General features: G+C 54.8%; 11 protein-coding genes and 1 pseudogene. All 12 read left to right on the top strand.

Going from position 1 to position 12,448, the window contains the following annotated elements:
* Window positions 1-48: 48 nt before the first annotated feature.
* The 12 genes and pseudogenes from CE153_RS05825 (at window position 49) to CE153_RS05770 (ending at window position 12,357) form a co-directional block, all read left to right on the top strand.
* Window positions 49-954: a cysteine ABC transporter substrate-binding protein gene (locus tag CE153_RS05825; RefSeq protein WP_099595499.1), complete on the top strand. Its 906-nt coding sequence runs from the start codon at window positions 49-51 to the stop codon at window positions 952-954.
* Between the two features lie 240 nt (window positions 955-1,194).
* A complete protein-coding gene (locus CE153_RS05820; RefSeq protein WP_099595498.1) occupies window positions 1,195-2,205 on the top strand; it encodes a ketopantoate reductase family protein in 1,011 nt (336 codons plus the stop codon).
* A gap of 88 nt (window positions 2,206-2,293) precedes the next feature.
* Window positions 2,294-3,169 carry a MetQ/NlpA family ABC transporter substrate-binding protein gene (locus tag CE153_RS05815; protein ID WP_099595497.1) on the top strand — a complete coding sequence of 292 codons (876 nt, stop codon included), beginning with the start codon at window positions 2,294-2,296 and terminating at the stop codon, window positions 3,167-3,169.
* A gap of 129 nt (window positions 3,170-3,298) precedes the next feature.
* Entirely contained in the window at window positions 3,299-4,360 is a 1,062-nt protein-coding gene (locus CE153_RS05810) for a methionine ABC transporter ATP-binding protein (protein ID WP_099595495.1), read from the top strand.
* Between the two features lie 5 nt (window positions 4,361-4,365).
* The gene (locus CE153_RS05805) at window positions 4,366-5,025 is read left to right on the top strand and encodes a methionine ABC transporter permease (protein WP_033501370.1); all 660 of its coding nucleotides are present in this window, start codon (window positions 4,366-4,368) and stop codon (window positions 5,023-5,025) included.
* Between the two features lie 62 nt (window positions 5,026-5,087).
* Entirely contained in the window at window positions 5,088-6,266 is a 1,179-nt protein-coding gene (locus tag CE153_RS05800; protein WP_099595493.1) for a pyridoxal phosphate-dependent aminotransferase, read from the top strand.
* 227 nt (window positions 6,267-6,493) lie between these two features.
* A pseudogene (locus CE153_RS05795) lies at window positions 6,494-7,068 on the top strand (PLP-dependent transferase); the annotation flags it as partial.
* Between the two features lie 187 nt (window positions 7,069-7,255).
* Complete coding sequence (locus CE153_RS05790) at window positions 7,256-7,516, top strand: mycoredoxin (RefSeq protein ID WP_099595492.1); 261 nt, start codon at window positions 7,256-7,258, stop codon at window positions 7,514-7,516.
* Between the two features lie 255 nt (window positions 7,517-7,771).
* Window positions 7,772-8,671: an SPFH domain-containing protein gene (locus tag CE153_RS05785; RefSeq protein WP_099595490.1), complete on the top strand. Its 900-nt coding sequence runs from the start codon at window positions 7,772-7,774 to the stop codon at window positions 8,669-8,671.
* A 316-nt stretch (window positions 8,672-8,987) separates the two neighbouring features.
* The gene (locus CE153_RS05780) at window positions 8,988-9,722 is read left to right on the top strand and encodes an ABC transporter ATP-binding protein (RefSeq protein ID WP_180753422.1); all 735 of its coding nucleotides are present in this window, start codon (window positions 8,988-8,990) and stop codon (window positions 9,720-9,722) included.
* Between the two features lie 23 nt (window positions 9,723-9,745).
* Window positions 9,746-10,882 (top strand): COG1361 S-layer family protein, encoded by a 1,137-nt coding sequence (locus tag CE153_RS05775; protein ID WP_099595488.1) that lies wholly within the window; start codon window positions 9,746-9,748, stop codon window positions 10,880-10,882.
* Window positions 10,883-10,884: 2 nt separating this feature from the next.
* A complete protein-coding gene (locus tag CE153_RS05770) occupies window positions 10,885-12,357 on the top strand; it encodes an ABC transporter permease (protein ID WP_099570826.1) in 1,473 nt (490 codons plus the stop codon).
* Window positions 12,358-12,448 lie beyond the last annotated feature (91 nt).

Raw genomic sequence — 12,448 nt, 5'->3', positions numbered from 1 at the left:
GCAATTCAAGATTTTGATAGCAGTCATCTTTGCAAGAGAGGAGAAACCATGACCGCATCAATCATCAACAAAACATTCAAGAGCATCGTGGCCGCATCGGCCGCGTTGATCATGGCAGCCTCGGTGGCTGCTTGCGGCCCGTCCGCGGCCACTCCGAGCGACGAAGGCTCCGCAAACAACGATTCCAGCTCCAGCAGTAGCGCCACCGCCCGCACTTTGGATGAGATCAAGAAGTCCGGCGAACTCAAGGTTGCCGTCTTCTCCGACAAGGCTCCGTTCGGCTACATTGACAAGGAAGGCAAAAACGCCGGCTACGACGTTTACTTTGCCGAGCGCCTCGGTAAGGATTTGGGCGTGAAGGTCAAGTACACTTCCGTCGACCCGGCTGCCCGCGTGGACGTGCTCACCGCCAACAAGGTGGACATCACGCTGGCCAACTTCACCGTCACCGACGAGCGCAAGGAGAAGGTTGATTTTGCCAAGCCGTACATGAAGGTGGCACTCGGCGTGGTTTCCCCGGAAAATGCCGAAATCACTGACGTGAGCCAGCTTAAGGGCAAGACGCTGATCATCGCCAAGGGCACCACCGCCGAAAGCTACTTCGAGAAGAACGAGCCCGATGTCAAGCTGCAGAAGTACGACCAGTACGCCGACGCCTACAATGCGCTGCTCGACGGTCGTGGCGACGCTTTCTCCACCGACAACACCGAGGTACTGGCTTGGGCCAAGTCCAACAAGGGCTTCAAGGTCGGCATCACCAAACTCGGTGATGAGGACACCATCGCTCCGGCTGTACAGAAGGGCAACAAGGAGCTGCTCAACTGGCTGAACGACGAAATCGTGAAGCTGGGCAAGGAGAACTTCTTCCATAAGGATTACGAAGAGACCCTGAAGCCGGTGTACGGTTCCGATGTCGATCCGGATGACATCGTGGTCGAGGGCGGCAAGCTCTGACAATCACCTGACCTGACGGCGACCTGCCGTCCGTCAATTCTGTTTCCAAGCCTTCCGTGGCATGTGCCGCGGGAGGCTTTTTCATATCCTGATAACCGTTCATAAAAAAGAATTATTACGATTTGCGCCTTCCATAAAAAACGCATATAGCCACGCTGGCATGGGAAAGGATTTTTACCGATATCTTGTGATTATCGCTTAAAAAGCCATACGAAAACACACAAGAGAGAGGGGCGTCGTATGAAATACGCAGTGATCGGTGCAGGCGGAATGGGCGTCCAGTACGGTGTGCTGCTGCAGGAATTCGCACACAAGGATGTTGATTTCATCGATACGTGGAAGCCGAATGTCGAGAAGATCCGCGAGCAGGGCGGTGCCTACGTGTCTCAAGATGGTGAAGACCGCCATCTCGTACCGATCAACGTGTACTACCCGGAGGAGTATGTCGGCCAGCCGGACGTGTGGATCGTGTTCCTCAAGCAGATGCAGCTTGACGGCGTGCTCAAGCGCTGCGCCCACCTGTTCAACAAGAAGCAGATTGTGTTCTCCGCCATGAACGGCTATGGACACTTCGAAAAGCTCAACGAATACTTCTCCAAAGACCGCATTTACGGCGGCACCGCACTGATCGGTGCCTACGTGTACGGCCCCGGCGATTTCAACTTCACCGGCGGAGCACATGCCAAGGCCATGAACCTGTGCGCCTACGCGGATGACGTGACCGACGAGGTGCGCAAACACGAGCAGGCGCTGTACGAGGATTTCGCAACGGCCACACTCAACCCGACCATCGTCGACAACTTCATCGGCATGTGCATGGCGAAAATCGTATTCAACTCGGTGCTGAACACGTTGTGTACCATGTACCAGATCCGCTTCGGCGAATTCCATGCGCATCCCGACGCGCGTTGGCTCACCGAACAGCTGGTCGATGAAGCTTACAGTGCGGCCGAAGCAGCCGGATACCAACTGTTGGGCACGCGTGAAACGGAAGTCAAAACCATTCTGCACACCGCGGGCGTGGCACATCCGCTGCATTATCCGTCTATGTATCAAGACCTGACCAAGGGGCGTCCAACGGAAGTCGACTACATCAACGGCTATATCGCCAAAGTCGGACGCGATAATGGATACGTGTGCAAACTGCACGAGTTCTTGACCCGCGAAGTGCATCTCGCCGAACAAGCCTTCGCCATCCACAATCCAGACATCGTGAAACAAGCTGAGGCAGACGCCGAAGCAAGCAAATAAACGGTCAATCATCAATCGCAATGAACGGCAGGTAGCTGCCAATTGCTGCGAAACAAACTTTTCGCACACCAATAAGAGAGGGGAAACCATGACCATCACCATCGCCAAGAAGAGCGGCATCAAACGAATCGCCGCCGCAATACTCGCCGCTGCAACACTTATTTCCGTTGCGGCATGCGGTTCCGGCAACAGCGCATCCGCATCCAAGGAAAGCCTGAACACCACGAAGGGCAAGACCACCACAATCACCGTCGGCGTGTGCGCAGGACCATACGGCGACATGGTCAAGAAGGTCATCGCGCCACTGCTAAAAGAGGACGGTTTCGAGCTGAAAACCAAGCTGTTCAACGATTATGTGCAGCCCAATAAGGCACTTGCATCTGGTTCCATTCAGGCGAATCTTTTCCAGCATGGCAACTATCTGAAGAAGTTCACCGCCGATAACAAGCTCGACCTGACCTCCCTTGGACAGACCCCAACCCTTGGCTTGGGCATTTACTCCAAGAAATACAAGTCCATTAAGGACATCAAGGACGGTTCCACCGTGTCCATCGCGAACGATGGCTCGAACCTGGCACGTTCTCTCGGCGTGCTTCAGCAGCAGGGCTTGGTGAAGCTCAAGGGCGAGGTCGATGCCACCAAGGCTACGGTCGATGATATCGCATCCAATCCGAAGAACCTCAAAATCAAGACGATCGATGCGGCGCAGCTGGCCCGTTCCTTGGACACCGTCGATGTGGCTTTGGTGCCGGGCAACTACTCTTGGGCAGCCAAACTCGATCCGAGTTCCGCGCTCGCCTTGGAAAAGCAGGATGATGGTGTGATCGAAGTGTTCGTGGTCCGCACCCAGGACGTCGATTCCGACTTCGGCAAGGCCGTCAAGAAACTGCTTGTCAGCCAGAAATTCAAGGACGCCATCGCCAAGAGCGAGTTCAAGGATTTCGGCAAGCCGACCACTTGGTGACGCTATAGCGTGCGGTAATACAAAGGCCCGTATGGATTGAAAACTCATACGGGCCTTATAACGAGATTCATCGAACAAAACGTATTGAACGAACTTGAACAAGTGCTCGAATGAAGCGAGGAACGAACCATGAGCGTTATTGAACTCAACGACGTGTCTGTGACTTTTCATGAAGGCGGGCGAACCGTCGAAGCGGTCAAGCATGTGAACATCAGTGTAGAAAAAGGCGAGATTTTCGGCATCGTGGGTTTTTCCGGAGCTGGCAAATCCACTTTGGTGCGCACCATCAATTTGCTGGAACGACCAACAGGCGGCCATGTGATAATCGACGGCAACGATATCACCGCACTCAAAGGCGGCCAATTGAGTGACCTGCGCAAGAACATCGGCTTTATTTTCCAAGGATTCAACCTGATCACCAACGTTACGGTCGGCAAGAACATTGAATTCGCGCTGAAAGCCGGCGGATATCCGAAAGCGCAGTGGCCGGAACGTGTCCGCGAACTGCTGGCACTGGTCGGTTTGGAAAACAAGATCGACAGCTACCCATCAAGCCTGTCGGGCGGGCAAAAGCAGCGCGTGTCCATTGCGCGTGCGCTCGCCAACAAGCCGGAAATCCTGCTGTGCGACGAAGCCACCAGCGCACTCGACCTGGAAACCACAGAAGGCATTCTGGCACTCTTGCAGCGCATCAACCGCGAACTGGGCATTACCATCGTGTTCATCACGCATCAGCTTGACGTGGCGAAGCAAATTTTCGACCGAGTGGCCGTTATGGAAAACGGTGTGGTAGTGGAGCAGGGCAACACGTTCGACGTGTTCAGTGCTCCGAAACATCCGACCACCAAAGCGTTGGTGGAACGCTACCTTGGCATTGCCGTGCCACCGCAATTGGTGCCATCGCTGCCGGCCGGCACCATCGTGGAACTGCGATACAAGGGCGATGCGGCACTCGAGCCGCTCATCAGCCAGGTTGCGCAGGATTACGGTGTGAGCATCGACGTGCTGCATGCGAATGTGGAATACTTCGGTTCGCAGGCCATCGGCATTCTGATTGTGCTTGTTTCCGGCGCGGGGGAGCCGCTGCTACAGGCGTTGGACACGTTGAGAACGCATGTGTTCAGCTATCGGGAACTTGATCGTGGGCAGCTGGTTGTGGCCGCCGAAGCTGCGGATAATCAGGAGGCGTGAGAACAATGGAAGAAACTCTGGAAATCCTTCAAGACAATCTTGGGCAAGCACTGATCGACACGGCATATATGGTTGTGGTGTCGGCGATTATCGGCGTGGTACTGGGCACGCTGGTGGCATTGCTGCTGTATTTGACTGAAAACCGCTTGTTTACGCCGAACCATGCGCTGAACGTTATTGTAGGGTTCATCGTAAACGCGATTCGCTCGCTGCCGTTCCTGATTCTCATGGTGGTGCTTATCCCGGTTGTGCAATTGATTTTGGGTGACCCTTACACGCCGACCGGTGGCGCAATCTCCCTGTCGATCGCCGCAGTGCCGTTCTTCGCGCGAATCGCGGAAAGCGCGTTCTCCGAAGTTGATCCGGGCCTGCTTGAGGCTGCCATCTCCACTGGCGCTACCACACGCCAAATCATTGTGGATGCGGTGTTTCCGCAAGCTTTGCCGTCGTTTATTCGCGGCGTGGTGCTCACCATCATTTCGCTGATCGGCTATTCTGCAATGGTCGGTACCATCGGAGCCGGCGGCATCGGCGATATGGCCATTCAATACGGCTATAACCGTTACGAAACCGGCGTGCTTGTTGTGATTGTTATTATTCTGATCGTCATTGTGCAGATCATTCAGTGGGTTGGCGATTGGTTCGCGCGCAAGGTGACGCACTGATGGTTGCGTATATGCGTGAATGCGCGCATATACAGTCGCGAGATGATAGGGAGGGTTGATTAATGACTTCGTATGTTTCTCCTGTCGCGTTCACTACGGTGGCGCAGTCGATTCCGTCGAATGTGTTCGCCGATATGGATCGCAAAGTGGCTGCCGCGGTTGCCGGTGGGGCTGATGTGATTGATTTGGCCAAAGGCAATCCAGACGCGTTTCCTGCTGATTTCATTCGAGAAGTAGCCAAAAAAGCGGTTGACGATCCGGCCAATGCCCGGTATTCGCCATTCGATGGCAAGCCTAGTTTTCTGCGGGCTGCCGAACAGTGGTATCGCAATACGTACGGTGTTGAGGTTGATTGGAAAACCCAGCTTTTTGCCGTGGAGGGCGCGGTCGATGGTTTGGCCGCGTTGTTCGCCGTGCTGGTTTCCCCAGGCGACGCTGTGGCGTATGCGGATCCATATTACCCTTCGTACCATTGCATGACGGTGATGAGCCGTGCCGAGGAGATACTGTTGCCATCGTTGCCGGAGCGTGGGTTCCTGCCGGATTTGGACGCGGTTCCTGCACAGGTGTGGGATCGTGTGAAAGTGCTGGTGCTCAACTATCCGAACAATCCGACGGGTGCGCAGGCTCCGCGCGAGTTTCTGCAGCGTGCCGTTGATTTGGCTCATGAGCATCATTTCGCGATCGTGCAGGATTTCGCATATGCGGGATTGGGTGTCGATGCGCAGCAGATCAGCATACTGTCACTGCCGGGTGCGTTCGATGTTGCGGTGGAAGTGTGTTCGCTGTCGAAAATGTATGCGATGGCCGGCTGGCGTGCCGGTTTCATCGCAGGCAACGACGACATCGTGTCTCATGTGAAGCAGTACCACTATCAGATGGGTTCCATGGTTACGTCCAGCATTCAAGACGCGGGCACTGCGGCACTGCTGTCGGATCAGAGCTGTGTGGCCGAACTTGCGGAACGGTATGCGTCTCGTCGCGAAATCGTTGCAGGTGGATTGCGTGAAGCCGGCTTGGATGTGTTCGATTCAGACGGCGGCATCTACGCTTGGGTACACGCTCCTGAGGGTCAGACGGGTGAACAGTTTGCCGACACGCTGTTGGAACGTGCGGCCGTCGCCGCGCTTCCGGGCACATGCTTCGGCAAAGTAGGCAAGGATTACATACGATTCAGCCTGCTCAAATCCGAAGATCAGTTGCGTGAGGCTGTGCGCCGGGTGGCTGCTGTACTAGCGTAGTTTTTCCTGCGTGGCCTTTTATGTATGAACTGGCGATTGCGGTGCGATGCCTTGCATCTCCGCCGTTTGATAGCCGCTTACAAGAAAACGTTATGGCGATTCGCGCGTTCTATAACAAACGTTGATAAGGCGCGGCACGCGTTGAAACGCAGGATGCGGTTTAGTGGGTACCAGTGACCGCGTGAATGGCATGCGGCAATGAGCCACAACCCGAGGGGGTGTGCGCCATGACTAGATTCAACACTCAGCTTGTTCACGGACTGCCGGTCAACGACAACAACACCGGAGCTGTGAACCCGCCGACTACGAAGCGCTTGATGCCGCTGTTTCCGGGCACTCCGCCAAGGGACCCGCGCGTGGTTGTCCGGCGAAGGACGTGTATTTCGAAGTTCTTACCAATTCGTTGCTGCAGGTCAACAATGTGACGAAGATTGCCGAAATCGCTCATCGCTATGGTGCGATTTCCATTGTCGACAACACATTCGTTATCCCGTATCTGCAGCAGCCGCTTGACCAAGGTGCCGACATCGTCATCCATTCCGCTACCAAGTATCTGGCCGGCCATTCCGAAGTCAACGCCGGTCTTGTGGTGGTCAAGGGCGACGAGCTGGGCAAACGTGTCTACTTCGCACAGAATCGTTTGGGCGGCGTACTTGCGCCGAACGAATGCGATTCGGTGCGTCGTGGTATTCAGACGCTCGCTCTGCGCATGGACCGCCAGCAGGAGAATGCGTGTGCGATCTCCAGCTATCTGTTGCTGCATCCGCTGGTCAAATCCGTGCATTATCCGGGATTGCCGGGGCATGAGTATGAGATTTGGGCATTGTTCAGGAAGTTGCGGATGAGGTGACGGTAATGAAAGACGGCCATCTTGTCGAATATGGAGCTGTCGGTTCCGTGTTACGACACCCTAAAGATGCGTATACGAAGATGTTGCTTGAGGCATCGTCTAAATTTGATGTGATTAATGCCTCGTAAGGAGTGATTTTATGACTGATGATACGACAATTGATTTCTATGGAGCCGACTGGTGCGGTGACTGCCGTCGAGCCAAGGCAGCATTGGACCGTTTCGGGGTCGCCTACAACCTTCATGATATCGAGCATGAGGATGGTGCTGCAGAGAAAGCCATTGCGATTAGCGGACAACAGCACATTCCCGTGATTCGGTTCGCTGCCGATGGCTCATGGCTGGTGGAGCCTTCGGCCACACAGTTGCAAGCCAAATGCAAGGAACTCGGCCTGATCTGATCCAACATCTCGTATGCCATCTCACGAGCCGGACAAGGAGAATTGTCTCCTGTTCGGCTCGTAGACGTATGTGGGTCGGCTTCCGGACGGTCGATGTCCGGTTTCCGAATGGACTTTGCCCAACTCGCGGACATTGTCTACATGCGATTGCATTCTTTGGTAAGTTTTTGCTTGGGTTCGGCAATGGTTGCAGAACCTACGGAAAGCCGTCAATCAACAGGCTTTCGAGAGAAAACCAAAGAAGGGAGTAATGTCATGCCGTTCCTTATTACGCTCCTTGTCATTGCACTTATCGTCGCTTTCCTGTTCTTGTCCACGTTGTTCATCGTGCCGCAGCAGCAGGCCTACATCATCGAACGTTTCGGCAAGTTCAACAAGGTGCAGTTCGCCGGCATTCATATTCGAATCCCGCTCGTGGACCGCATCGCCATGAAAACCAACATGCGCGTCAATCAGCTCAACGTGCAGTTGGAAACCAAAACGCTCGACAACGTGTTCGTCACCGTGGTGGCCTCTACCCAGTTTCGTGTCGATCCCAGCAATGTGGCGACCGCATACTACGAGCTGCGCGATCCGGCCGGCCAGCTGCGCTCCTACATGGAGGATGCGCTTCGTTCCGCCATTCCTGCATTATCTTTGGACGATGCATTCTCCCGCAAGGACGATGTAGCCTTCGACGTGCAGAAGACCGTCGGCAATGAAATGTCCCGCTTCGGTTTCACCGTAGTCAAGACGCTGATCACGGCAATCGATCCGAGTCCACAGGTCAAGAACGCCATGGATTCCATCAACGCGGCACAGCGCGAAAAGGAAGCCACGCGTCAGCGTGCCGAAGCCCAGCGTATTCAGATCGAGACCCAGGCGGCCGCCGAGGCTGAGAAGACACGCCTCCAGGGTGAGGGTCAGGCTAATTATCGTCGTGAGATCGCCAACGGTATTGTCGACCAGATCAAGAGTCTGCAAGCTGTCGGTATGAATGTGAACGACGTGAACAATGTGGTGCTGTTCAACCAGTATCTCGATACCATGCGTAATCTTGCCTCGTCGCAGAACGCGAAGACGGTGGTGTTGCCTGCTTCGACGCCTGGTGGCTTCAATGAGATGCGCGATCAGATCACTCAGGCCATGATGTCCGCGGACGAAGCTGCGCAATAGTCGCGCAATAATCGCAACGTCATGCTGAATGGCATTGGCACCAAGTGGGGACGTCCCGTAAAGGACGTCCCCACTTGCCGTGAGTTGTTGAGAGATGATATTCTCCATGCGCATGTCTTTGAGGACCAGAAGAACGCTTCGACGCACGTCATGACATGCTGACAAGACCTTCCTTTGTATTTGAACTTGGCTATCTCGAGGTTGAGCTGGGCTATCTCGGGGTGTTCCCCTAAGGGATGCGAAGAACGGGGAAACAGTATAAACTCGGTTACGGATCAAGCGTGTTAGACGCCGTATGGGGGAGGCAAAGAAGACTATGGCGAATACTGAAGGGCAAGAGTCGGTGATGGGGACGCGCAGACCCATCATCGAAGTGAAGAACCTGCGTAAGGAGTATCCAGTGCTCGACGAGACCGTCGTGGCATTGGAACGTATCAATCTCACCATTCCGCAAGGTCAGATCTGCTGTATCTATGGCGAATCCGGTTCCGGCAAATCCACTCTGCTCAACCAGCTTGCCGGCATGGAAAAACCAACCAAGGGCGGCGTGCGCATCAGGGGAGTGCCCATCTCCCGTCTAGACGAACGGCAGCTGGCGGAATTCAGACAGAAGCATCTCGGTTTCGTATTCCAGTCATACAATCTACTGCCCAATCTGACCGCCGTCGAAAACGTGGCAATGCCGTTGATGTTCCAAGGCATGCCAAAAAACAAACGCGAGACAATCGCCAAGAAAATGCTGAAACGAGTAGGGCTCGGCAAACGCATGAACCACTATCCGACGCAAATGTCAGGCGGTCAGCAGCAGCGCGTCGGCATTGCGCGAGCGTTCGCATCGCGGCCGCAAGTCGTATTCGCCGACGAACCGACCGGCAATCTCGATTCCAAAACCAAAAACGACGTGATGGACATGATCTGCACGTTCGCACGAGACCTGAACCAAACCATCGTGCTCGTCACGCACGATGACAATATGGCGCAATATGCCGATCGTATCGTAACGCTGCTTGACGGGCGCATCATCGATGACCGTCTGGTGAATAACGCATGACAGCAAGAAGAGAAGGGGAAACCATGAGCAATGGCAGCCATTCCGCAAAATTCATCAACATGGTCATCGCACTGGTGGCATCCGCCGTCATCGCGTTGACCTGCATCGTGCCGACGGCGCTCGCAGAAGACGGCGATGGCACGGACGCCGGCAACGGCGGTTCCACCGTGCAGCTGGCGGGTCCGGTGCCGAATATCATCATCACCAACTACACGTATGGCGACGGTTCCGTGGCGGTGGGCACGAATTTCGATCTTGGCTTCACTTTCCAGAATATGGGCAAGGTTGCGGTCAGCAATATGGTCGTGACTGTTGACGGCGGCGAGAATTTCGCCATTTCCGGCGGTACGAACACGTTCTATTACGAGTCGCTATGGGCGGGTTACTCGCTGACGCAGACCGTGCCCATGCAGGTGCTGTCGAGCGCGAAGAACGGCGCGCAGGGCATCGATATCAACTTCAAATACGAGTATGTCGATGGCGACACCCGCAACTCCAACACTTCGGATATTAAGATTTCCGTACCTGTTTCGCAGCCTGACCGCTTCGAACTGGGTGATCCTGTGCTTCCCGACACCGTCAATGCTGGTGAAGAATCCACTATTTCCATGGAATATGTGAACAAAGGCAAGGGGGATGTGTCCAACGTCGAAGCGTCCATCGAAGGTGACGGCATCACCGCCACGCAAGCCACGCAGTACATCGGCAATGTGGCATCCGGCGCTTCCGGCTCCATTGGATTCGCTTTCACCGCTGATGCGGCCGGCGAATATGATGCCAAACTGAAGGTGACATACGAGGATGCCAATGGCCAGCAGCAGAGCAAGGAATCGCCGGTGAAGATCACGGTGTCTGAGGCACCGGCCCCCGTCGATCCCGGTACGGATGTTGACCCACAGACAAACCAGGGCATTCCAGCTTGGGCATGGATCGTCGTTGCCGTGGCTGTCGTTGCTGTGATCGCCATGGTGGTCATAGTGGTTGTGCGTCGCCGCAAGAAGGCGAAGAAGGCAGCCGAAGATGATGATTGGGATTGGGATCCCACTGATTCGCATGCCGGCACTGATGCTGATGGCACTGCCAATACGGCTGCCGATACGGCAGGCGCTATTGATGCGCCGACCCAGGTGATTGATTCCGTGCCCTCCGTCAAGGAGTGAGCATGCGTTTTTCGGATATCGCACGTTCGTGCATGCAGAATCTGCTGCGTCGCAAATCGCGTACGGTTCTTACGGTGCTTGGCGTGATCGTCGGCTGCTGTTCAATCGTGCTCATGATTTCCATTGGCCAAGGCATCAACGAACAGAACGAGCAGATGCTCAAAAACATGGGCAACCTGAACGACATCACCGTATACGCGGACGGCGGAAGTTCGCATTCCACGGCAACGTCATCCAGCGTGAGCGGTGCTGGCAGCGAACAGGCGAAACTCGACGATGACGCCGTGCAGAATTTTCGCAGCATTGCCGGTGTGGCTGGAGTGCTTCCGCAGAAAACGATGTCATACAGTGTGGATGCCACGCAAGGAGCTGGCTCCCGGTACGTGTCGCAATATGTCAACGTGGTGGGAGTCGATGCCACGCAATTGGAAGAATCCGGCTATAAATTGGCCAGCGGACGTCTTCCGATGCGTGCCGGCGAAGTGTTGGCGGGCAAATCCTTCGTGTATTCGTTCTACGACAAGTATGCGTCAGATCCGAGCAATCATCGTATAGAAGCGGGCGGTTATTACTGTGATGAGCATGGTTGCGCCCAATCCGAAGGCGAAGACCCGTTCTTCGATATGCTGAACTCCAAAATCACACTGATTACCGGAGCCAACTATCAAAGTCCCGACGACTACCGCAAGGTGGGCAGAGGATCCGTGGCGCCATCCGATTCCGGCAGTGGCGAGAGTCCCACCATTACCATGCCATACACTGTGGTGGGTGTCATTGATTCCTCCGCCAACAACTATGATGCGTTCACTTCCGGCATTGTGATGAGCATCGACGATATGAAAACGTTGAACGCCAAAATATCGGGGGATACCAAGACCAACATGTCAAGCAAGGTCGTTTACGATCAGGTATTGGTGCATACCCAAGACATCAAAGACGTTGCCGACGTTGAAGCGCAAATCAAGGGTGCAGGTTATCAGACTTCCTCGTTTGAGCAAACGCGTAAGGAAATCGAAAAGCAGTCGCGGGGCATCCAGCTGGCTTTGGGCGGCATCGGCGCGGTGTCGTTCTTCGTTGCCGCGATTGGCATTGCCAACACCATGATCATGTCGGTATCGGAACGTACTCGCGAAATCGGCATTATGAAGGCTCTCGGCTGTTATGTGCGCGATATTCGCATGATGTTCCTCTGCGAGGCTGGCGCGATCGGCCTAGTTGGCGGTGCGATCGCCTGCCTGATTTCCGCAATTGGCTCGATAGGCATCAATATGGCGTCTTTGGGTGGATTCAGTATTGAGAATATCGGCAAAGCGATTATGGGCGGCGACGATGTGAGCCGTATCTCAGTGATTCCATGGTGGCTTTTTGTGGTGGCCATGCTGTTTTCGATTGCCGTTGGCGTGGTCGCAGGTTTCGGCCCTGCCAATAAGGCTGTGAAGATTCCGGCTTTGGATGCCATCAAGAATGATCAGTGATTGCTGATTACGGATTGCTGATTACGTGACTGATTACAGATTGGCGGGAATGGTCTTGCGAATATAACGACCATTCCCGCCAATTCGTTGA

Source organism: Bifidobacterium sp. N4G05 (genome assembly GCF_002742445.1).
Taxonomy (GTDB): Bacteria; Actinomycetota; Actinomycetes; order Actinomycetales; family Bifidobacteriaceae; genus Bifidobacterium; species Bifidobacterium hominis.
The sequence above is the reverse complement of the archived record's forward strand: the minus strand, read 5'-3'. Positions and strand labels throughout refer to the sequence as shown.

Bases quoted from the DNA above. Each gene is read 5' to 3' on its own strand.
- CE153_RS05775 (WP_099595488.1), top strand. From the start codon at position 9,746: ATGAGCAATGGCAGCCATTCCGCAAAATTCATCAACATGGTCATCGCA.
- CE153_RS05825 (WP_099595499.1), top strand. From the start codon at position 49: ATGACCGCATCAATCATCAACAAAACATTCAAGAGCATCGTGGCCGCA.
- CE153_RS05785 (WP_099595490.1), top strand. From the start codon at position 7,772: ATGCCGTTCCTTATTACGCTCCTTGTCATTGCACTTATCGTCGCTTTC.
- CE153_RS05805 (WP_033501370.1), top strand. From the start codon at position 4,366: ATGGAAGAAACTCTGGAAATCCTTCAAGACAATCTTGGGCAAGCACTG.
- CE153_RS05815 (WP_099595497.1), top strand. From the start codon at position 2,294: ATGACCATCACCATCGCCAAGAAGAGCGGCATCAAACGAATCGCCGCC.
- CE153_RS05790 (WP_099595492.1), top strand. From the start codon at position 7,256: ATGACTGATGATACGACAATTGATTTCTATGGAGCCGACTGGTGCGGT.
- CE153_RS05820 (WP_099595498.1), top strand. From the start codon at position 1,195: ATGAAATACGCAGTGATCGGTGCAGGCGGAATGGGCGTCCAGTACGGT.
- CE153_RS05780 (WP_180753422.1), top strand. From the start codon at position 8,988: ATGGCGAATACTGAAGGGCAAGAGTCGGTGATGGGGACGCGCAGACCC.
- CE153_RS05800 (WP_099595493.1), top strand. From the start codon at position 5,088: ATGACTTCGTATGTTTCTCCTGTCGCGTTCACTACGGTGGCGCAGTCG.
- CE153_RS05810 (WP_099595495.1), top strand. From the start codon at position 3,299: ATGAGCGTTATTGAACTCAACGACGTGTCTGTGACTTTTCATGAAGGC.
- CE153_RS05770 (WP_099570826.1), top strand. From the start codon at position 10,885: ATGCGTTTTTCGGATATCGCACGTTCGTGCATGCAGAATCTGCTGCGT.